The sequence below is a fragment of the Rheinheimera sp. NSM genome (assembly GCF_052380015.1).
Classification (GTDB): Bacteria; Pseudomonadota; Gammaproteobacteria; order Enterobacterales; family Alteromonadaceae; genus Alishewanella.
Genome location: NZ_JBQTCI010000001.1, coordinates 211,770 through 235,055, shown reverse-complemented (window position 1 = coordinate 235,055; position 23,286 = coordinate 211,770). Strand labels below are relative to the sequence as shown.

General features: G+C 52.0%; 14 protein-coding genes. 11 read left to right on the top strand and 3 right to left on the bottom strand.

Features of this window, described 5'->3' with window-relative positions; genetic code table 11:
• Positions 1-47: 47 nt before the first annotated feature.
• Positions 48-443 carry an acyl-CoA thioesterase gene (locus tag ACTZWV_RS00995; RefSeq protein ID WP_444784741.1) on the bottom strand — a complete coding sequence of 132 codons (396 nt, stop codon included), beginning with the start codon at positions 441-443 and terminating at the stop codon, positions 48-50.
• 14 nt (positions 444-457) lie between these two features.
• On the opposite strand from ACTZWV_RS00995, the gene ACTZWV_RS00990 reads away from it, so the two are divergent.
• The gene (locus tag ACTZWV_RS00990; RefSeq protein ID WP_444784740.1) at positions 458-1,162 is read left to right on the top strand and encodes a 2OG-Fe(II) oxygenase; all 705 of its coding nucleotides are present in this window, start codon (positions 458-460) and stop codon (positions 1,160-1,162) included.
• Between the two features lie 70 nt (positions 1,163-1,232).
• Here the strand turns inward: ACTZWV_RS00990 and ACTZWV_RS00985 are convergent, their stop codons facing one another.
• Positions 1,233-3,308 (bottom strand): TonB-dependent receptor family protein, encoded by a 2,076-nt coding sequence (locus ACTZWV_RS00985; protein WP_444784739.1) that lies wholly within the window; start codon positions 3,306-3,308, stop codon positions 1,233-1,235.
• A 306-nt stretch (positions 3,309-3,614) separates the two neighbouring features.
• Here ACTZWV_RS00985 and ACTZWV_RS00980 point away from each other — a divergent pair, with 306 nt between their 5' ends.
• Complete coding sequence (locus ACTZWV_RS00980) at positions 3,615-6,038, top strand: TonB-dependent receptor domain-containing protein (protein ID WP_444784738.1); 2,424 nt, start codon at positions 3,615-3,617, stop codon at positions 6,036-6,038.
• Between the two features lie 52 nt (positions 6,039-6,090).
• Here ACTZWV_RS00980 and ACTZWV_RS00975 read toward each other — a convergent pair whose 3' ends face one another.
• Entirely contained in the window at positions 6,091-8,169 is a 2,079-nt protein-coding gene (locus tag ACTZWV_RS00975; protein ID WP_444784737.1) for a M13 family metallopeptidase, read from the bottom strand.
• 222 nt (positions 8,170-8,391) lie between these two features.
• Between ACTZWV_RS00975 and ACTZWV_RS00970 the strand changes: the two genes are divergently transcribed.
• The 9 genes from ACTZWV_RS00970 to argA all read left to right on the top strand — a co-directional run bounded on the left by ACTZWV_RS00970 (position 8,392) and on the right by argA (position 23,223).
• The gene (locus ACTZWV_RS00970) at positions 8,392-8,805 is read left to right on the top strand and encodes a DUF350 domain-containing protein (protein WP_444784736.1); all 414 of its coding nucleotides are present in this window, start codon (positions 8,392-8,394) and stop codon (positions 8,803-8,805) included.
• A gap of 10 nt (positions 8,806-8,815) precedes the next feature.
• Positions 8,816-9,463, top strand: coding sequence for a DUF1190 domain-containing protein (locus tag ACTZWV_RS00965; RefSeq protein ID WP_444784735.1), 648 nt, complete (start codon positions 8,816-8,818; stop codon positions 9,461-9,463).
• Between the two features lie 6 nt (positions 9,464-9,469).
• The gene (locus ACTZWV_RS00960) at positions 9,470-10,618 is read left to right on the top strand and encodes a glutathionylspermidine synthase family protein (protein WP_444784734.1); all 1,149 of its coding nucleotides are present in this window, start codon (positions 9,470-9,472) and stop codon (positions 10,616-10,618) included.
• A gap of 365 nt (positions 10,619-10,983) precedes the next feature.
• On the top strand, positions 10,984-13,134 hold the full coding sequence (locus ACTZWV_RS00955; RefSeq protein ID WP_444784733.1) for a glycosyl hydrolase family 18 protein: 2,151 nt from the start codon (positions 10,984-10,986) through the stop codon (positions 13,132-13,134).
• A 197-nt stretch (positions 13,135-13,331) separates the two neighbouring features.
• The gene (locus tag ACTZWV_RS00950) at positions 13,332-15,947 is read left to right on the top strand and encodes a glycosyl hydrolase family 18 protein (RefSeq protein ID WP_444784732.1); all 2,616 of its coding nucleotides are present in this window, start codon (positions 13,332-13,334) and stop codon (positions 15,945-15,947) included.
• 158 nt (positions 15,948-16,105) lie between these two features.
• On the top strand, positions 16,106-17,332 hold the full coding sequence (locus tag ACTZWV_RS00945) for a lytic polysaccharide monooxygenase (RefSeq protein ID WP_444784731.1): 1,227 nt from the start codon (positions 16,106-16,108) through the stop codon (positions 17,330-17,332).
• Positions 17,333-17,749: 417 nt separating this feature from the next.
• Positions 17,750-20,953, top strand: a complete 3,204-nt coding sequence (locus tag ACTZWV_RS00940; RefSeq protein WP_444784730.1) for a dockerin type I domain-containing protein — start codon at positions 17,750-17,752, stop codon at positions 20,951-20,953.
• Between the two features lie 62 nt (positions 20,954-21,015).
• Positions 21,016-21,684 (top strand): hypothetical protein, encoded by a 669-nt coding sequence (locus tag ACTZWV_RS00935; protein ID WP_444784729.1) that lies wholly within the window; start codon positions 21,016-21,018, stop codon positions 21,682-21,684.
• A gap of 219 nt (positions 21,685-21,903) precedes the next feature.
• Positions 21,904-23,223, top strand: coding sequence for an amino-acid N-acetyltransferase (argA, locus tag ACTZWV_RS00930; protein WP_444784728.1), 1,320 nt, complete (start codon positions 21,904-21,906; stop codon positions 23,221-23,223).
• The last annotated feature ends 63 nt before the right edge of the window (positions 23,224-23,286 follow it).

Below are 23,286 nucleotides of genomic sequence, written 5' to 3'. Positions count from 1 at the left end.
CGTACCATACCAGAGCTTTACGACCAGTGAAACGCTGCCTGCGATGTTTACGCGCTGTACAGGTGCAGATTAAGCTGTTGTTTTTGCTCAGCCGTAATGGCGACAGCTTTATTGCCAGTATAATCAAACTGTACCATTACCGCCGTGCCGGACACGGTTTTCACTCCGGCTTGCCAGGCCTCCTGATACACATCAAACGAGCTGCCGCCAATGCGGCTGATATAGGTGCGTATTTCTACCGCTGTGCCGTAGTGCGTTTGGGCGTGATAATCCAGTTTTACGCTGGCCACAATCAGCGGCCACTGCTTTAAATTAAGTTGCGGGGTAAAAATTTCAAAAACGCCTTGTCTGGCGCCTTCAAACCACACGGCAAACACGGTATTGTTGATATGTCCGAGCGCATCCGTGTCAGAAAAACGCGGAGAGAAAATGTCTTGCCACATAACAAGGTTACCTGATGACTGATTTTATTGAGGTGTACGATAATGCGTTAAGCAGCGAGTTTTGCCAACAGCTGATTGATGCCTTTGATGCCAGCCCGCATACCACCGCCGGCCGCACAGGTTCTGGCGTAGATACCAGCAAAAAAATCAGTACTGACTTGTATTTGTATCAGCACCCGGAGTACCAGCCGTTTTTAAAGGTTATTTGGGAGGCAACCACGCGCTATGCCTGCGAGTACTTTAAAAAGTACCATTTCGCGTTGATTGGCCCATTGGGCTTAACCATCGCCCATCCGCAAACCGGCCAACCTATTGCTATTACGCACGACAACTTTGCTGAGCTGGGCGAGCCGAAAACCATGGATTTTATCCGCGCTTTGTTTCGTTTGGGGAACATTCAGGCGCAAAAGTATCAGGCCGGTTTAGGTAATTACGGTTACTGGCACAGCGAAGTATACCCGCAGCAAGGCAGTACCGAGCCGTTACACCGTACTTTATTGTTTATGTTCTATTTGAATGACGTAGCCGAGGGCGGCCAAACAGAGTTTTATTACCAGAACAGAAGTATTACACCCAAAGCCGGCAGTATGGTAATAGCACCGGCTTACTTTACCCACACCCACCGCGGTTGTATTCCGGTATCGAATGACAAGTACATTTTAACCAGCTGGATCCTGTTTAATACCGCCGAGCAAATTTACGGCCCGCCGCAGCGTTAAGCCGGCTTAAACCCGATGAAAAAAAGCCCCTGCAATGCAGGGGCTTTGTGTATTGCTCTACCACACCGGCTTAGAAGCTGTAACGTACACCCAGCTCGAACGAACGCTCCGGCCCCACATAAATGCCCTGACGTAAACCGGCGATATAGCGTTTATCGGTAAGGTTTTTCACGGCACCAAACATGCTGACATTAGCTGCCAGCTTGTACTGCGCAGTTAAATCCAACACCGTGTAAGATGGAATTAACCCACCCCAGATGCCGCCGGCGGCATTAGCCGGAATATCTTCACGGTTAGCAGCGTCGCCGTACTGCTCACCACGGTGATGTGCACTTAACGCAGCACTTAATTGCTCTAACTGATAATTCAGTGCCACGTTAGCAATAATTTTTGGTGCATAGGGCAGACGGTTACCCTGGTTGTCACCGGTTTTAAACTCTGAGGTGGGCACCCAGGTAGCATTGGTATCCAGGCTGAAACCGGCACCTAACTCATAGCCCAACATAAATTCCATACCGCGGTGTTCGGTTTTGCCGGCGTTAGATTGCGACAGGTTTGGATCACTGTTACCAGTCACCACCTGATTACTGAAATCCATCGCGAAAGCGGCCACTTCATAAGATACAGTGCCAGCCTTACCGCGAATACCGATTTCATAGTTGGTAGAACGCTCACCGTCTAATTGCTGATCGGTCAAACCGTCTAACGCCACACCATTAGATGCCGGTGAAAAGGCGCGATACACGCCACCGTACAACTGAGTTGATGCACTCAGATTGTATGTAGCACCAACACCCGGCAACCACTCAGTATTGCTGGTTTTTGCAGTGTCGTTATTACTACTTAAAACGACACGTTCTTGCTGATACGATTCAACCCGCAAGCCAGGTGTTACGGCAAAACGCTCATTCAGCTCGATACGGCTTTGCGCATATCCAGCCACACTGTCGGCAGAATCAATAATATGGCGGTCATTTACCCCGGTGCGGTCGGCGCTGCGCTGAGCCCGAATGCGGGTATCGTTGGCTTCTTCCTGCATAAAGCGCAAGCCAAACTCGCTGCTGGCGCCAGTACCGAATAAGTTGTGCTCTACTGTTAAGCGGCTTTCTACGCCAACACGATCAAACGAGCGGTTATTGCCGGTGAGAGCATCAGTATATACCCAACGGCCGGCAGTATTGGAGGCCTCGGTATCGACGTTATAACGCCAATAATCGCGCGTCATTTCGCTCCAGTAAAACAGCGTTTTCAGCGTAGCCTGACTCGACAAGGTCCACTCATGGTTCAGATCAATTGCTGTACGGTCGGTCAGATAGTAATCGTCCGGCGCCGGGTTGTAATCAGCACCGGCCTGATAGTCTGCCAGCAATAAGCCACGGTAAGAGATGTTGGCATTATTTTCATGGTGAGAAGCTTTAATACCCAGTTTATGGCTGTCACTAAATACCACACCGGCTTTGGCCATGACGTCGGTCATTTCATAGCCTTTGTCCATAAAACCGTCGCTTTTAGCATGGGTTGCCACTACCCCGGCAAAGGCGTCACCTGAGGTACTTTTGCCACCCGCTTCCAGCCCAACTTCACGCAGGTTAAAGGAACCCACCCGACCGGTTAATTCAACACCATCGTCCGGCGTTTTAGTTTGGTAATTCACCACGCCGCCAATAGTAGAGGGCCCGTAGCGTAAAGAAGCAGAGCCTTTTAGCACTTCTACCTGCTCAACACGCTGTACCCGTGGATTAAAATAACGATCGTTACCGATAAACAGGCCCGGTGCTACCGGCACGCCATCTTCCAGTACCAGTGATTTTGATTCGCTGGCTGATAAACCGCGCATGCCAAAATTCGACACAATAGAGGTTTCTTCTTCGCTTGTGACATTAATCCCGGCAACGCGGCGCAAAATGTCCTCAGTAGAGAGTGGCTGAATAGCTTCTATTTGCTGGCGATCTATCACCACAACACTACCGGTTTGCTCCAGCAGTACCGGTGCCGCTTCACCCACTACGCGGATCACTTCCAGCGTCGGCATAATACTTTTGCGCTCTACACTGCGCTCAGCCGACGCTTGCTGCTGTGCAAAGGCGTTTATTGATACCGATGCCAGCGAAACGGCAAGAGCCAGGCGCGATAATTTAACGTGCATAAAAACTCCGTTTATTAACAAGTAAACTTTAATGCGCGCAATTAGAACACAGTAAAAAATACGAATCAATCGTATTCAGGTCATGTTTCTGTAAGGGTTACAGCCAGTTACTGTAACACGCGTAAAAGTTAATTAATTGATAATTTAAAGTTTGCGTAGCCATTCTATCTCTGACGGCGTTGAATAAAGCCGATTATATTGATTGATCTTACCAATGATAATAATTATCATTCGCCACACTATTTACAAATCTTTTCGTTCCAGCCCGGCATCCCTGCCTGAATAACACTGTTAAAGGAGTTAAAAATGTTGTTTCGCCCCACCACTCTGGCTTGCGCCATGGCCGCCGTTTTTGCGTTACCTTCAGCCAACGCTAACCTTGCTGCCGCTGCGCCGGATTACAATATGGAAGTTATCGTGGTTACCGCTTCGGGCTTCGAGCAAAAACTGGTGGACGCCCCGGCCAGTATTTCGGTTATTACACAGGAAGAGTTGGCGAAACGGCCTTACACCACTTTATTAGATGCGGTACGCGATTTGGAAGGTGTGGATATTGGTGAAACCAGGGATAAAACCGGCCAGGGCAGCATCAGTATGCGCGGCATGGGTTCAGACTATACCTTAATACTGGTGGACGGTAAGCGGCAGAATAACCATGGCGATATTTACCCGAATAACTTTGGCGGTAACCAGTTTGGTCATATACCACCGCTGGACGCGGTAGACCGCATTGAAGTGATCCGCGGCCCGGCGTCTACTTTATACGGCGCGGATGCTTTGGGCGGCGTTATTAATATTATTACCAAAAAAGTTACCGATAAGTGGATGGGTTCTGTCAGCCACAGCCGCACAGTGCAAACCGATGACGCCTTTGGCGAAGATATCACTACTGACTTTAACGTAATGGGCCCGCTAATCCCTGGTGTGCTGGGTATGTCACTGCGTGGCAGTTTTTACAATCGCATGGCATCAACACCACAGTATGCGCCTATTGAATACCCTAACGGCGAAGTACGTAACCGTTCTCTGGGTTTCGGTAGCGGCGGTAAAACCGTCGACAACGATAACGAAGTGTTCGGCGGCCGTTTAAGCTGGACCCCGGCCAGCAACCAAAGCATTTGGTTTGATATTGAAAGCTCTACGCAGCAGTACGACAACACTCCGGTAATTAACGACGACGGCTCCAGAGAATATCCGGTGGGTACCGTAGATAATATCGACAGCGTGTGGGCTGCCGGTGATTTTTGTAAGGGTGCTGTGGGCCGAAATCAGCAAGCCTGTATCGACGCCGGCGGTGAGTGGGCGCGCCGTGCTAACCCGCGCATCGGTTACAGCCCAACCCAGGAATTCAGCCGCGATACCTGGTCAATAACTCATGAGGGTAAATGGGATTTTGGTAACAGCTTTGTGTCGTTGTCTTATGTCGATACGCAAAACCACGGCCGTACCCTGCCCTTTACTACGGCAGAACGTGAACTGTTGCTGGCGATGTTTGATGGCACCGGTGTTTATGCCGGTATCAGTGAAGAAGAGCGTAAGGACTTAGCTGAAGCCACCTTCTTACCACGGGCGAAACGGGTTATGGCCAGCAACCAGTATACGCTGGATGCTAAACTGGATATGCCGTTTGAGCTGGCCGGCCAACATATTGCTGTGGTAGGTGCTCAGGTGATCCGCGGCGAGCTGGAAGACGGCGTCTTTGGCATGGAAAGCGGTACCCCTGGTGCTGTGCAAGAACACAATATGTGGTCGGTATTTGCTGAAGACACCTGGGATGCTACGCAAGATTTCTCTGTTACCGCCGGCTTGCGCCGTGATGATCATGAAGTATTCGGTAGTCAGCTTAGTCCGCGTTTGTATGGTGTATATACCCTAAGCGAAAGCTGGACCATTAAAGGTGGTGTCAGCACCGGCTACAAAACACCAAAAACTACCCAGCTGTACAATGGCGTAATTGGTTTTGGCGGTCAGGGCACCTCACCGTTTTTTGGTAACCCGGATTTAAAAGCAGAAACCAGCGTATCAAGCGAGATCGCCGCTTACTGGCAACACCAGAACGGCCATAACTTCAATGCCACCATCTTTAAGAACGATTTTGACGACAAAATTGCTTCGCAGCCTTGTGGCACCGGCACCAACATTGAATGTGTGCCAACCGGCGAATATGCCGATCTTGGCTATGCCACCAGCAGCAAAACCGTCAATATTGATAAAGTCACCATTCAGGGGGCTGAGCTCGCCGGACGCTGGCAAGCCACTGATAGCCTGGCAATGCGCGCTAACTACACCTATACCGACAGTGAGCAAAAAAGCGGTGCAAACAAAGGCCAACCGCTGGGTAACAGCGCCAAACATATGGCTAACCTGACGCTTAGCTGGGATGCGACTGATGAGCTGAATGTATTTTTAACCTCAGAGTACCGCACCAAGCGTTTCCGCTCGTGGGATGTCGAGCACGATAAAGCCCTACATTACAAAGCTTATAATGTGCTCCATTTAGGTGCATCTTATCAGGCCAGCGAGTCGGTTACCTTTAATGCGCGTATCAATAACCTGTTAGACCGTGATTTTACTACCTACAACATCGCCTTTACCGAATGTAGCGAAACAGCCGCGAGCTGTGTGTACGACGCCAACGGTGAAAACGGTTACTCCGCCAGTTTTGTTGATCACTACAACAACAAAGATAAGGCACGTAACTTCTGGGTGGGTGTAAACGTAAGGTTCTAACTGCACTTTGCAATAAAAAAGCCGCGATAAACGCGGCTTTTTACTGTCAGCTTTACCAGATTTTTACCCGCACTTTGTCGTCACGGTACATGCCGTCACCTGGTTTCACCTCGTACGCCTGGTAAAACTGCGGCATATTCGACAAGGTACCCAGCACGCGGTACATACCCGGCGAATGTGGCCCGGTAATGACTTGCTGGCGCAGTGCTTCGTCGCGGAATTTAATCCGCCATACCTGGGCCCAGCCTTTAAAGAAACGCTGTTCAGCACTAAAGCCATCAATAACCGCACCAGGCTTGCCTTGCAGCGAATTCTGATAAGCCCTGTACGACACCGTTAAGCCACCCAGGTCAGCGATATTTTCGCCTAAGCCCAGTGCGCCCTGCAGATGTAAATCGTCTATCGGGTTAAAGCTGCTGTACTGATCAACCATTAACTGGGCCCGGGCCTGAAACTGCGCCGCATCTTGCTCGGTCCACCAGTCACGCAGGTTGCCGTCACCGTCAGAGCGGCGGCCCTGATCGTCAAAACCGTGGGTAAACTCGTGGCCGATAACGCCGCCAATAGCGCCGTAATTTACCGCATCATCGGCGTCGACATTAAAAAACGGCGGTTGCAGAATAGCGGCCGGAAACACAATTTCGTTCATGGTAGAGCTGTAATAGGCATTAACCGTTTGCGGCGTCATACCCCACTCAGTGCGATCGACCGGTTTACCTAAGCGGTCAATAGTGCGCTGGTATTCGCATTCGGCACTGCGGCGCAAATTACCAATTAAATCAGCGGCATTAATTTCTACACAGCTATAGTCACGCCATTTATCCGGATAACCGATTTTGGTATTAAATTTGGCCAGTTTAATTTGTGCCTGTTTTTTCGTTACCGGGCTCATCCATTCCAGCTCGTCTATAGACTGGCGAAAAGCACCGCGCAGATTCTCAATCATCTGGTCCATCCGCGCTTTGGCTTCGGGTTTAAAGTATTGTTCAACATACTTTTTACCCACCATAAAGCCGAGGTTGTTGTCCACCAGGCTAACGGCGCGTTTCTCCCGACTGCGCTGTTCCTGCAGGCCGTTTAGTGTTTTGCCGTAAAAATCGAAGCTGGCGTCAACAAAAGCCTGGTTCAGGTTATTAGCATTGCTACGCAGCAAGTGAAACTTCAGATACTGCTGCCACTGCGCTACCGGTGTGTTTGCCTGCAGTTTGGCAAACTCAGTAAAGTAGGTCGGTTGACGTACTACCAACTCGTTAATGCTGCCAAGGCCGGCAGCAGTTAAAAACGCCTGCCAGTCAAAGCCCGGCGCCAATTTGCTAAGCTCAGCTACTGTCAGCTTATTGTAAGTCGCATTGCGGTCACGGTTTTGTACCCGGCTCCACTGCGCAGCGGCAAGCTGCTTTTCCAGAGCGACGATATCGGCCGCCACTTGCTCAGCGTTATCAAACCCGGCCAGGGTCCATAACTGCGCAATAAAGGCCTGATACTTTTGCAGCAGCTCAATTGAACGCGCATCATCTTTTAAATAGTAATCCCGGTCCGGCAAGCCTAAGCCGCTTTGCGACGCGCCGGTAATGTACTGATCGGATTGCTTTTGATCCTGGCCAACATAAACCGCTACCGGGGTGCCGACGCGATAACGCTGCCAGTTGCCCCACAAGGCGGTTAGTTCTTTATGGTTACTTACGTTTTCAATTGCTGCCAGCTCGCCGCGCAGTGGGTTCAGCCCCAGCGTTTCAGCCAGCTGTTGATCCAGAAACGATTGATATAAATCAGCAATTTTCTGCCCGTCAGAGCCTTTAGCATGCTGCTCAGCAGCCAGTTGTTGCACTATTGCCAGCACCTGCTTTTCGGCGTTTTCACGCAGTTCATCAAAGCTGCCCCAACGTGCTTTATCCGCCGGAATTTCAGTGTTTTCCAACCAATTACCGTTCACATAACGGAAGAAATCCTGCTGTGGCGCCACATTGGTATCCATGTTGGCCAGTGTAATGCCCGAGCTTAAAGCCGCCGGGTTTTGTACAACGGTAATTTGCTCTGCAGCGCTATTGCCGGAGGGTGTTGTGCTGTTAGAGCAGCCAACAACACCTAACGCCAACGCTATGCTTAGCGCAACGGTGGTGATTTTTTTCATTTTGGGTTCCTGGTTAGGTTAAACACTGTTGTTATTATTTAATACTGTTGTTCTGATAAATACAGCGCCAGTGTAGAGCGCGGATCAGCGCTGTCCAGCCATTAGCGGTTAAGCGCAGGCCCGGCTGCGATAAATAACCATGCGCCAACGGCCGATTTAACTTGAACTACGTAGTGTTTTTGCGCAGGATCAGCGCCAGACGTTTTAACTACAGGACTTACCATGTTAGATACCGCTTTAACTTCACTTGCCGGCTTACCCGCCTTTGCTGCCTATTTTGCGCTGGCCATCGTGTTATTGCTGTTGTTTATCCGCCTGTATACCTGGGTAACACCACATGACGAGTTTGGTCTTATTCGCGCCAATAACCCCGCTGCAGCCATTGCTTTTGGCGGTGCGTTAATCGGTTTTGCCTGGCCGCTGGCCAGCGCCATAACGCATTCGATGTCATTGCTCGATTGCGCTATCTGGGGCGGTGTAGCCTTAGTGGTGCAGGTGCTGACTTTTGTACTGAGCAGCGTCGCGCTAAAACAGCTGCCACAACGTATTACGCAAGGCGAGCTGGCTGCCGGCATTTTCTCTGCCGCCTGCTCTGTTACTGTCGGTATGTTAAACGCCGCCTGTATGAGTTATTAAGGAGTACTGCATGAGCAAAACTTTTAAGCGCAGCAAAACTGCCCGGTTGATTATGATGGTGCCGGCCGCCGGCATAGTACTGGCGGGTTGTGGTGAGAAACCGGTTGAAGTACAGGTATTTAATACCCCGGACGAATGCGCCGCCTTTTACAATCCACCGGCCGAATGTAAAGCGGCTTTTGCCGAGGCTAAAGCATTGCACCCGCAGGTTGCGCCGCGCTATGCCAGCAAACAGGAATGTGAAACTGACTTTGGTAACGGCCAGTGTGAAACAGCCCCGGCGCTGGCGGCAAATAATACCGCTGCAGTAAACGGCACTGAGCAAACTCAGCCACAAAGCCAGCAAAGCAGCGGTTTTTTTATGCCAATGATGATGGGTTTTATGGCCGGGCAAATGTTAAACCGTGGCGGTATGGCTGGTGCACCGCAGCAGCAAACGGCTAATGCCACGCGCAGCCCGGTCGCCAACCAACCGCTGTATAAATCACGTGATGACCGTGGCACTTTTCGCACTGCCACTAATACGCCGGTTGCGTCACAGCCCGGCGCCACCAGCATCCGTCCTTCTGCCGTGCAACCCAAACCGGCCACCATGGCACGCCGTGGCGGCTTTGGCGCTCAGGCGGCTAAGCGTAATGTTGGCAGCTATGGTGGTTAAAGCCTGATGAAACGCGTTAACAGTAACCCCAGACCGGGCTGGAAAGCCTTTGCCGAAAGTGTTGGCTTTAGTTTTCATACCTTTGACGGCGAACCCTACTGGGACGAAAGCGCTTATTATCAGTTCAGCATGCAGCAGATCGAGCAAGATCTGGAAGACCCTACCGAACAGCTGCATCAGATGGCGCTGGATCTGGTTGAGGACATCGTTAGCGATGAGCAAAAGCTGCAGCAACTGGCCATACCGCCGCAGTTTTGGGATGCCGTGCTGGCCAGTTGGCGCGCAAAAGACCCGCACTTATACGGCCGGATGGATTTTAGCTATAACGGCAGCGGCCCGGCCAAACTGCTGGAGCTGAACTACGACACGCCAACTTCATTGTATGAAACCGGCTTTTTCCAGTGGGTTTGGCTGGAAGATCAGCTGATGCGTGGCGAGTTGCCGCAAGGTGCCGATCAGTTTAACTCGTTGCAAGACAAGCTGCAGCAAGCCTTTAGCGAGCTTAGCCTGCCTCAGCCTTTCTATTTCGCCAGCGTAACAGAGAGCATTGAAGATAAAGGCACGGTAGATTACCTGATGGATATCGCGCTGCAGGCCGGGCTTAACTGCCGTTATATTCAACTGGAGCAACTGGGTGATATCGACGGCCAACTGGTGGATTTAGACGGCTTTCCCATTCACGGCTTATTTAAGCTGTACCCGTGGGAATTTATGTTGCAGGAAGACTTTAACAATACCATTTTAACCAGCCAAACCCGGTTTATTGAACCGCTATGGAAATGCTTGCTGTCAAACAAAGGCATACTGCCTCTGTTATGGCAAAAGCATCAGGGCCACCCTAACCTGCTGCCGGCGTTTTTTGATGATGGCAGTACGCTGCAAAACGGCTGGGTACGCAAACCGCTGTTATCACGTGAAGGCGCTAATATTCAGCTAGTTACCGCTGATGGCCAGGCACTGCAGCAAGACGGCCCTTACACCGACAGCGGCTTTATTCGTCAGCAACTGGCAGCGCTGCCAAAATTTGGCAATAACTATACGCTGATTGGTAGCTGGGTAGTTGGCGACAGCGCCGCCGGCATCTGCATCCGCGAAGATAACAGCCTGATCACCAAAGACAGCTCGCGCTTTCTGCCGCATATTATTCTCGACTAAGCTGCCGTTTTACGCGGAGTGCCGGCTACAGCACTTCGCGTAACTTTAACATTCTTCCCGATAAACGCCATTTTGGCCCGATAATATGTAAAATAACCGGGCACTATGCTGTAAAAAAATTTCGTCTTACTTCAGTCATTTAAGCTTAACTCAAAAAATTATCAGCAAAAAATCCGTTGTTATTTTTGACAACGCTGTCATTTTTGCCATAGTCAATACCGCTCATTTTCTAAACCACACGGAGCAGTAGCGTCAGGCGGACAATAAATAAAATGTGCCGAGCAATGCGTTGCCGTACTGCAGTAACTTGCAGCGCATCCTCAATAAAAAAGATAACAAAATAAGCAACACCATTGGAGGAAGTTATGTTTAAACAAGCAGTTAAAAGCTGTGGTGGCGTATCGCTACTACTGCTGGCAGCCAGTGTTCAGGCGGCCACACCCAATGCCCCGGTACTTAGCTGGATGCCGACAGATTATCAACTGCAGAACGGCAGCGTACAGGTACCTGTCAGTTGGGATATGTGGTGGGGCACCAACGGCAACAAGTGGTATTTGCATCAAAATGACAGCGTTGTCTTTGAAGGTGCGCTGACACCAAATGGCCAGAATGCGCAAACCGGCAGCACCAGCCTGACGTTCAACCAGCCAGGCAGTTATCAGCTGCAAGTCAGCTTATGTCAGGTTAGCGGCAGCACGGAAGAATGTGCGCAAAGTGGCGTTACCACAGTAAACATCAGCGGTACCGGCGGCACCAACCCCGACCCGGTTGAGCCAGACCCAACAGATCCGGATCCTGTTGAACCCGATCCGGTAGAGCCGGACCCGGTTGCACCCGATAACCCGGCCGCACCGGCCAAACCGGCTTTTGCCTGGAGCGAAAACAGCGTAGCGCTGAACGGCGGTACTGCCAGCCTGAACCTGGCGTGGAATATGTGGTGGGGCACTAACGGCAACCTGTGGCAGTTAAAACAAAATGGTGTGGTAGTACACAGCGCCAGCCTCAGCAGCGCCAGCCCCGCCGCGCAAAGTGGCAGCACCAGTGTGAGCTTTAACAGCACCGGCAGCTACAACTTTGTCGTTAGCCTGTGTCAGCAAAGCAGCGATGCCCTGCTGTGTACCGACAGTGATGTAAAAACCGTAGCAGTAACGGCCGGCTCCGGCGGCGGAGATGGTGGTGATGGTGGCGACGGCGGCGATGGCAGCTTCGACCCCTGGACCGATCTGGATATGACCGCCTGGCCTCATCCGCTTAAGCAAAATAATGTGGCTTACAACAACACCAGCGGTAAAAAAGTCGGTGCTTATTTTGTTGAATGGGGCATTTATGGCCGCGCCTTCCATGCTGCCGATATTCCGGCGCAAAACCTGACGCATATTTACTATGGTTTTATCCCGCTGTGCGGCGACAACCCGTCACTGCAAGCCGCTAATCCGGAAGGTTATGCCGCGCTGAACAGCCAATGCGCCGGCAAGCCGGATTATTCTGTGGTGGTGCATGATAAATTCGCCGCACTGGAAAAAGGCTATCCGGGTGATGTATGGGATCAGCCAATCCGCGGTATTTTTGCTGAGCTGTACCGGCTGAAGCAAGCGCATCCGCATGTAAAAATTTTGCCTTCCGTTGGCGGCTGGACCTTATCCGACCCACTGTATCAGGTTGGCGTAAATCCGGCAGCACGGGCGGTATTTATTGATTCCATTATCGATTTTATCCGCACTTACGACTTCTTTGACGGCATTGATATCGACTGGGAATTCCCGGGCGGCGGCGGTGCTACACCGGAGCTGGGTAGCCCACAGGACGGCGCCGGTTTTGCCACCTTAATGCAGGAACTGCGTGCTGCGCTGGATGCACTTGAAGTGGAAACCGGTCGCGAATACGAGCTGGCGGCGGCGATGTCGGGCGGCGTGGAGAAACTCAGCGTAGTGGACTGGGAAGATGCCGCACCCTATATGGATTACATCAACCTGATGACCTACGACTACTACGGCGCCTGGAATGGCGTACTGGGCCACCAAACCGGTCTGTATCCGTCGCCAAATTCACCTATTGTTGGTTTTAGTGCCGATGAAGCCGTGCAGTATCTGCTGAACCGGGGTGTACCGGCAGGCAAAATAGCGCTGGGTGCGGCGATGTATGGTCGCGGCTGGCAGAATGTGTCGGGCACAACAGGTGGTAATCCATTTACCGGCACTGGTGGCGATGGCATTAGCGGCGGCTGGGAACGCGGCATTATGGACTACAAGAAAATTGAAACCGACTTTATGGGCGGGCCGGAAGCGACAGGTGTCAACGGCTTTACCGTAGGCTGGGATGACACTGCCAAGGCCAGTTATGTCTGGAACCCGGCTACCAATACGCTGGTAAGTTTCGATACCAAGCGTTCGGTACGCGAAAAAGGCGCCTATGTTCTGCAGCACCAGCTGGGCGGTATCTTCGCCTGGGAAATCGATGCCGATAATGGCCATATTTTAAACGCGATGCATGAAGGCTTAGGCCATACGCAGCAATAACAACTATTGCCGCAGGCCCTATGCTACTTAGTTAGCTCGGGCTCTATAGCCTAAGTGATTGGCGTTGCAGTGAGGCGACAAGCGAGCGAGCCCCCATGAGCATAGACACACTATGTGATTGGGGCGAGCAAGCGAAGTCAACAAAGCTGCAGCTTCAAGCACGACGGCTATAGCAGGCATTTTGCAGGAACTTTGATATGAAACTCACTACAACTTTGTCGCTGCTGGCGTTGGCCAGCACAGCGGCATTTTCTGCCCGCGCCGTTGATTGCACGGCGCTGCCAAACTGGCAAAGCGATGCCGCCTATGGCGGCGGCGCTCAGGTACAACAGCAACAACAGGCGTTTCAGGCTAACTGGTGGACGCAGGGCAATGACCCGCTCAGCCACTCTGCACCGTATCAGGAGTGGAGCTTACTCGGCAGCTGTGATGGTGCTGAGCCGGAACCAGATCCGGAGCCCGAACCGGACCCTGAACCCGAGCCAGACCCGGAGCCTGAACCAGAACCTGAGCCCGATCCGGGCGTACCGGGTGATAACAGCTGCCGGCCGGATGGCCTGTATCAAACGCCCGGCGTCAATGTGCCTTACTGCAGTGTGTATGATGCCGACGGCCGTGAAATTATCAGCCCCGATCACCCACGGCGCATTATTGGCTACTTTACCAGCTGGCGTCATGGCAAGAATGGCCAGCCGGCCTATTTAGCCTCCGATATTCCGTGGGATAAAATCACCCATATCAACTACGCCTTTGCTCATGTTAATGGCAGCAACCAGATCTCCATCGGCGATGCAACCGACCCCGACAATGCCTCCACCGGCATGGAATGGCCCGGTATTGCAGGGGCTGAGCTCGACCCTGCCTTGTCATACAAAGGCCACTTTAACCTGCTGCAAAAATACAAACAGCAGCACCCGCATGTAAAAACGCTGATCTCGGTTGGTGGCTGGGCAGAAAGCGGCGGTTATTTTGACGCCGACGGCAACCGCGTTGCCAGTGGTGGTTTTTATACTATGACTACCAACAGCGATTTAAGCATTAACCAACAGGGTATTAATACCTTTGCCGACTCGGCCGTAGCCTTTATCCGCCAGTATGGTTTTGACGGCGTCGATATTGACTACGAATACCCTACCAGCATGAATGACGCCGGCAACCCGGACGACTTTGCGCTGGCAAATGGTTTGCGCGGCGGCTTGATGCGCTCTTATGTTGAGCTGATGAAGGTGCTGCGGCAGAAACTGGATGCCGCCGGGGCGGCTGACGGTAAGCACTATTTGCTGACGATCGCCTCGCCATCTTCCGGTTACTTACTGCGTGGTATGGAGGCATTTCAGGTAACCCAGTATCTGGATTACGTTAACATTATGAGCTATGACCTGCACGGAGCCTGGAACCAGTTTGTCGGCCACAATGCCGCGCTGTTCGACACCGGTGAAGACGCAGAGCTGGCAGCCTGGAACTACTACAACACCAGTCAGTACCAGCAAATTGGCTACCTGAACACCGATTGGGCTTACCGTTATTTTCGCGGCACTATGCCGGCCGGGCGGATTAACATTGGTATTCCGTATTACAGCCGCGGCTGGAAAGATGTGCAAGGCGGTAGCTTTGGCTTATGGGGCACGGCGGCGTTACCAAACCAGAGCCAGTGCCCACCGGGCACCGGTGGCAGCACGGTAAGTAAATGCGGCAATGGCGCTGTCGGCATTGATAACCTGTGGCACGATAAAAACACTCAGGGCAGCGAAATGCCGGCCGGTTCTAACCCATTGTGGCATACGATGAACCTGGCCGAAGGTATCAGTGCCAGCTACTTCAGCCTGTATGATCTGGACCCAACTAACCCTGAGCATCAACTAAGCGGCAGTTACAGCCGCCACTACGATGCTACTGCAGTGGCGCCCTGGTTGTGGAATGCGCAAAAGCAGGTGTTTTTATCGGTAGAAACCGAGCAAAGCATCGCCGCCAAAGCGCAGTACGTGATTGATAACGGTATTGGTGGTGTGATGTTCTGGGAGCTGGCAGGCGATTATGGCTGGGACGCCGCCAAAGGCGAGTACTTTATCGGCAATACGCTAACCACGCAGTTTTATAACAGCTTTAATAGCGCCAGCCCTTATGGCGCGGTTAAAGCTGAACGCACTATGCCAACCCAGGCGGCCGATATCCGCCTGAGTATCAGCGACTTTAAACTGGGCGATCAGAATTTCCCGATCAACCCCAAAATTACGCTAACCAATCACAGCAACAGCACTATTCCGGGCGGCAGCAACATCAGCTTCGATGTGCCGACAGCGATACCGGATAGCATCAGCGATCAAAGCGGTTTTGGCTTAACGGTAATTGACAGCGGCCGCAACGCCAGTGGTAATAATATTGGTGGCCTGGAGAATAACTTCCACCGTGTCGCCTTTACCCTGCCGGCTTACTTAACTGTCGCCAGTGGTGACAGCGTCACCGTGACGCTGAATTATCAGCTGCCGATGCCAATGCCATCGAACTGGGTGTTAACCGCTAATGGCAGCGACTATGCCTTTGCCGAAGAGTACCCGCAGTTGCCTGTGGTGGACATTGGTACCGGTGATGGCGGTGACGGTGGCGACGGAGGTGATGGCGGCGACAGCTGCGGTGGTATTACCGCCACTATCTACCCTTATCCACAGTGGCCGCAAACCGACTGGGCCGGCAACCCCAGCCATGCCACTGGCGGTGACCATTTGTCGTACCAGGGCGGCGTGTATAAAGCCAATTGGTGGACTAACTCGGTGCCCGGTAGTGATGGCAGTTGGAGTTTTATCTGTAATTTATAACGTGCTACAGAGTGCAAGGCGGTAAGCCGCAAACTTACCGCTTTTCCTTGCGAGGGTCGGGTTTGGAGTAATGCGGTGAGCGGGTAACGCTTGTCAGGCTCGTCACCAATGTCAACTAAGCTGCAGCCGGAGGGTTCTCTGGCTGTAGAGGAGATCCAATGATGAAAGCAAAATATGTAATGCCTGTATTACTGACAACCAGCCTGCTATTTGTCAGCCTGCAGGTCAGCAGCCATGGCTATGTTGATTATCCAAAAGCCCGACAACAAATTTGTAAAGACGACGGCGGCTATTGGTGGCCGGCCGATGGCAGCGGCATACCCAATGCCGCCTGCCGTGCTGCTTACCAGCAATCCGGCGGTTATATGCTGACCCAGCACCATGAGTTTTCCGCCAATGTCGGCGATTACCGCAATATGGCCGCGGTACAAAGCGTGGTCAGCGATGGCAGCCTATGCGCCGCCGGCGACAGTAACAAAAGCGGTATCGATATTCCGTCAGCCGACTGGCAGCGCACCACTATCGATCTGGCGCAAAGCAGCGAGTTAACCCTGCGCTTTCGCGCCACTACGCCACATAACCCCAGCTTCTGGCAAATTTACCTAAGCAAACCCGGCTTCGATGCCGCCGCAGAGCCACTTAGCTGGAACCAGTTGGAGCTTATTCACCAGCAAAGTGATGTGCCGGCTGATGCCGGTTACTACACCCTGCAGGTGCCGCTGCCCACTGATCGCAGCGGGCCGGCTGTGTTGTATACGCGCTGGCAACGGGTTGATGTGGTTGGCGAAGGCTTTTATAACTGCTCGGATATTGAACTGGTAAACGGCAGCGGCGATACCCCGCCACCGCTGTGGTTTGATAAAGGTGCTTACGTTAACTTGCAAACCCCTGCTGAAGTCGGCGGCTATGCTCAGCTACGGCTATTTAATGCCGATGGCCAGGAGCTGATAGACGAAAGCTGGCAAATTACCGACGCCAATATCGGCAATGCACTGTGGGCCACGGAACTGGCGGCACAGGTAAACAGCCAATACAGCAACCTGCTGCAACTTGGGCTGCTAAACGGCGATAATGTGGTATTTAGCAGCGATCTGGCAGCCAACCGCGCCTATGTGCGGGATAACAGCCATTTTTACAACCTCGACCTGCGTCCGGCGCCTGACGATGGTGGTGATGGCAACAATCCGCCCGGCAATTGTCCTGGTTATGATTTAACGCAGATAAACACTTACCCAAACTGGCCACAATTGGACTGGCAAGGTCAGCCCAGCCATGCGGCTGCCAGCGATAAGCTGATTTACCAAAGCGCGTTATATCAGGCCAATTGGTGGACGCAAAGCTTGCCAGGCAGTGACAGCAGCTGGACGCAGTTATGTAGTTGGTAATTGTCTAAAGCAAAACAGGCCGCAATTGCGGCCTTAAATTGTCAGTATGCTTTACAGGTATCTCCCCCACCCTTTTGGTTAACAATTTCAATTCAATGTTTTTATTAATGTTAATTCAAATGGTGTGATTATTGCTTGATTCGCACTCTTGGATCACCAGCCGGGGGCTCTATGCAGTACTTTCATCCGGCCATTTTCATCAGCAACTGTTTGCCTGCAGTATTAAGCAAACCATACTAGCGGAATCTGACGATGCTATATCAAACACTGGGTTTAGTGGCCGTTCTATTAACATCAGCTGTCAGCTTTGCAGCTGATCAACCTGCCCAAGACGGCGACAGGCAGGTAAAAGCAGGGAGTCAGTTTAGCATACTGTCCCGTTCTTCCCCGTTTGATCCGCCCACCGAACATAGTTTTGTGGCAGATTCCGGGCACGGGTTAGACACCGGTTGCACCTTTAATACCGATCCAGCCCATCCACTGTTAATCAATGTACTGATTGACAAAGCGGTGGGGCCGGTGGACGCAAACGGCTATCTGCTCAATGCCGATGCCCTGATTGCTCAAGGTATTATTCCCTCTACCGTAGGCATTTTGATGCCGGCTTATGATGTTGACGTTAATGGCACACCGCCGCCGGAGCGCAATGAAGTCATCTTTAACGGCGAATCTTTAGGCACCCTAACCGGCGACAACAATATCTGGATGCTGAATAACTTTACTGTTGATGTCCGTAAGATCAAGTTCCCGGTGCCCGGCAGCAATACACCCAGGGCTAATCAGGTGCAAATCAATATCGATACTTTATCCAGTGGCCGCTGGTGCACGGCTATTGATTGGGTAGCAGTTATGCTGGAAATTAAACCCGTTATTGCGCTGGAACTGACGCCGGACAACGGCAACCCGGTTTGGAAAGATAATACAACTCAAGTTACTGATATTTTCACACAAAGCCTCGATGCTAATTGTAACCTCACCGACGATACGTCATCTCCTGCAGATAAGCCGTTTTCTGCTGCTATTGATGCCGCACTGGTGGATGTGGATACCCGGCTAAGTTCCTGCCCCGGCGATTTACTCAACGATGCTGAAGTGCAGGCGCAATGGGCCATCCAGGGCGCGTCTAAGCAAGGTAGCACATCCTGGACCGGGTCTGCCGGTACGGTGTCTCTGGATGTGCCGGCACAAATAGGCGCCTATAACGTGACCTTTGACTACCAGGTAAACGGCGAGGCATTACCTACCGTCACCCGTACTTTGTATGTCACCAAAAGCGCACCTACCCTGCCTAAACCGCTGTCATATTGGTACGAACAGGCTACCACCTGGGCCAGCGGTGAATCTGATGACCAGCAGATCCTGAGCAAAGTATTGCAAGGACTATACGGCTATGGCAATAGCCATTGGGAATATGGCTACGGTGCTCATGCCGGCGCATTTGGGCCAGTGGTAAAATGTTTGTGGACAGAGCTGATGGCTGATCCCCTTAGTTGCAACTATTCTGATTGCTATGTATTCAGCGATGTGTTTGAAAATATGTCCGGTTTGCTTGGTGTAAGCGGTCTGGGCCCGGTCACAAAAATTGGTAATGCTGCCGATGGCTATTTTATTACCAAGGTAGCGCCGTCACTCGATCCGGCTTTTCCCGGCAGTGCCAGGCCGATAGGTGGTAGTTACGACAGATATTGGTTCAGCAGCCACAGCCTGCGCTTAAGGTCCGGTACTTACTATGATGCTACCTTTAATGGCCGATACAGCCAGGATAATGAATTTATTGCCTGGAATATCAACGGCTCAGCTGTCGATGGTAGGGGATGGCATGAAACCACTGTGGAAGGTGCGAAAATTTATCCTTATGCTCCGGCCATACCAAACAAGTATGAACAAACCTGGGGCGCTTATGAATATCTGGCACCGGTGCCTTTTGCTCCTGGTGTGCCGCTGGCAAACAATCCGCAGCAGAAAACTGTATCTGTGCAAGCTGAAGCCATATTTGAACCGCTGGATCAGGATGGCAATGGCGTGTTTGAGCAATTACAGGCCAGGCTGTTACTGGATTTCCCCGGCGCTGGTTTTTACTTTATCCGTGCATCACTGACTAAAAACGGCTTACCAATAGCCAACCGTGCCAGCGATGAGGACTCAAGACCGGTAAGTTTGTTTTTTGATGTGCCGGCAGCGGGTTCACACGAAATCAGCCTGCGTTTCTCCGGCCAACAGATCCTCGAATCCGGTGTTGATGGCCCTTATGAACTCAATCTGCTGGCCGTAGGACCAGGTGGTGGCCACTTTGAGGTATCTGTAGTGTCACCGGCACTGGATCATAGCCTGTTTGGCGAACGGCCGTTGTCTATACTGTCTGGTACCGATCAGGGTATTGATACCGACGCTGACGGCTTATTTGATCTGCTGCGCGTTCAGGTTGAGCTGAATGTTGTGACAGCAGGCGAGTATCAGGCCAAAGCCACGCTGCTCGGCGCCGGCAACGGTGTGCAAAATATCCTGCAGCCGGTAATCCTGGCACAGGGCAAACAAAGCCTTAGCCTGGATTTCTCCGGGGTTGCCATCTACCGCGCCCAAACGGACGGGCCTTTTGAGATTGTCATCAATGTCACCGATCTGAACGACCGCACGCTAGCCAGCAAGGTCCTGACCAGCCAGCCCTACCAATACCTGCAGTTTGAAGGGCTGATTGAGTTCGACGGCAACCTGCAGGCGCAAGGAATTGACAGCAATGGCAACGGCAAGTTTGAGCAGTTGCAGGTGGATATTCCGGTACTGGCCCGAACCACAGGGAACTTCCATATTCGCGCCACGCTGAAGGACAACAGCGGCAATAAAACTCTGGTAGCAGAGCAAAGCATCCTTTTTGACAACAACAACCTGAACCTGAGCTTCCTGTTTGACGGAGCTGCTATTCACGGCCTGCAAATGGATGGCCCCTATGCGTTAACTCTGGTGCTGGTCCAACAAGCCAATGATTATGTCTCTGACGTAGTGCCGGTGCCCCAGCTCACTCAGACCTTCAGCCATGAGGAGTTTGAAAGTGCTGGCCAGACCCGATTGTTAACGCTGAACGGCAATAACAGCGATCAGGGCGTCGACACCAATGGTAACAACCTGTTCGACAACCTGCAGGTGAATATCGGTATTGAGGTTGCGCTGGCCGGCAGCTATAGCTGGACAGCCAGTTTAGTCGATGTTAATGGCAGAGTACTGTCATTGGGCAACAGCCAGGGCTTTCTCGGGTCAGGTACTCAGTCGCTAAGCCTGAATTATCCCGGCCAGGCTATTGGCAGCAATGGTGTGGCGGGGCCTTATTTCGTGCGGGACCTGCTGGTATTCGGTAACACCGGTGCCAATCTGGTTTCCACTGTAGGTGCCACGACTCAACCTTATGCCGCCAGCCAGTTTGAAGGTTATACCGGCCAGCTTACAGGCGATTTCGATGGTGACGGAGATGTAGACCGCCAGGACCTGCAACTGCTGATGCAACAGTTAAATCAGCCTGTTAATGCCGGCAATGCGGCTATGGATCTGAATCAGGATGGCGTTATCAACATACTTGATGCGCGCCTGCTGAGACTGCGCTGTAGCCGGCCTCAGTGTGCTGAGGAATAAGCAAGACCAGGGAATCGGGGCAATCCCCCTATATTCAAAATCACATGGATAAGGACAAAAAGATGAGTATCAACCGAGTAACATCCTTGCTGGCCGTATTGGCGTTGCTGGCCTCTGCTTTTAGCCAGGCGGCGCTTATCAGTATCGTACCTTCACAAAGCGCTGTGCTGCCCGGACAAAGCTTTACTGTAGATATTATCATTGACCAGCTCGCCCCCGGCGGTGCGCCGTCGCTCAGCGCTTTTGACCTGGTATTTGTATTTAACGGCGTAAGCCTGGGATTAGACAGCACAGATACTGATGCTAACGGCATACCGGATGATGTCATTATTGATCCAACCGGCCAGTTAGATGTCTTCGGCCTGGGTTTAAACATGCAAGGCGCTGAGCTGCTGGCGCCCGGCCTGTTGCGGATTTTCGGGCTGTCTTTCGATCTACCCGGTGATTTGGACACTTTTCAGTCTAACAGCTTTGTACTCGCCAGCCTGACCCTGACAGCCCTGGCCCCGGGGCTTTCCGATTTGGCGCTTAACATCAACGGCTTGGCAGATGGTTTGGGCAATACTCTCAGCAGTCAGATTATTAATGCTGCAATACAGGTAGAAGGTACCGCCGCTATTGCAGAACCCCATGCATTGTTGCTGATGTTGCCCGGCCTGCTGTTTTTAAGCAGCATACGACGCATAGCGTCCGGGCAGAGCGCGAAAACCAAGACTATTTTCCGCGTTTAGTACAAACATAACCGGCCGCATCTGCGGCCTTTACCTGTTCTGCAACATAACTCTTGCCTGGCTGAACAATTACGAATAAATATGCCAAAAAAGTGGATACAAACCCACTTATCACCTAAAATGCCGCCTTTGCCGCAGCTATAGTTGGCATTTTGTCATACAGCTGCCATCTTTATATCCTATATAGCTATTGTCTTATCAGAAGGAAGCCCAACGCCCGTGCGCACTACTGAACTTGTTTCCGGTTTTCGCCAGTCTGCCCCTTACGTTAACGCTCACCGCGGCAAAACCTTTGTGGTAATGCTCGGTGGTGAGGCCATTATGCAAAGCGGCTTTCGCAGCATTATTAATGACATTGCTCTGCTAAACAGCCTGGGTATCAAAGTGGTATTGGTGTATGGCGCACGGCCGCAAATTAACGCCGCGCTGCAACAAGCCGGGCTGGAACCCACTTACCATAACCGTGTACGGGTTACCGATGATGACTCGTTCAAGCTGATTAAGCAGGTAGCCGGTGCACTGCAGCTGGATATCACCGCGCGCTTGTCGATGAGTTTAAGCAACACACCGATGCAGGGCGCACAAATTAACGTGGTCAGCGGTAACTTTGTGATTGCCCAGCCACTTGGCGTGGACGAAGGCATAGATTATCACCACAGCGGCCGCGTGCGCCGCATTGACGCCGCCGGTATCCGCCGCCAGTTGGATAACAACGGCATAGTATTAATGGGGCCGATAGCCGCCTCGGTTACCGGTGAAAGCTTTAATTTAACCGCCGAAGATATTGCCACCCAGGTAGCGGTAAAACTGAAAGCCGACAAGATGATTGGTTTTAGTGAAATTGGCGGTATTGTTGGCGAAAATGGCGAGATAACCGCCGAATTGATGCCCAATGCCGCAGAAAAAATTATGCTGCAGATGGAACAGCAACCTGATGCCTGCCCGGGCACGCTGGCGTTTTTACATGCCGCCATTACCGCCTGCCGCGCCGGTGTGCCACGTTGCCACTTAGTCAGCTATGACGAAGATGGCGCCCTGCTGCAGGAGCTGTTCTCTCGCGATGGTATAGGTACACAAATTGTTACCGAGTCGGCGGAAAAACTGCGTGCTGCCAGCATTTCTGATATCGGCGGTATTTTGGATTTGATCCGGCCGCTGGAGCAACAAGGACTGCTGGTGCGCCGCTCACGCGAGCAACTGGAGATGGAAATTAACCAGTTTACCTTAATTGAACGCGATGGCCTGGTCATTGGTTGTGCCGCCTTGTATCCGTTTCCGGAAGAAAATGTCGGCGAATTTGCCTGCTTAGCGGTGCATCCGGATTACCGTGATGCCGACCGTGGCAGCATCTTACTCAAAGCCGTGATCCAGCAAGCGCGGCAACGCAAATACGACAAGCTGTTCGCCTTAACTACGCGCAGCATTCACTGGTTTTTAGAGCAGGGTTTTGAACTGCTGACGGTAGATGATTTGCCGGCGCAGAAGAAACAGCTGTATAACTATCAACGCCGCTCGAAAATTCTTGCCATCACCCTGTAAAACTCTGCCGGTTGCGCTGCTATGTCGCGGCAACCGGCACATTCTTTAGCTAAGCTTAACTGA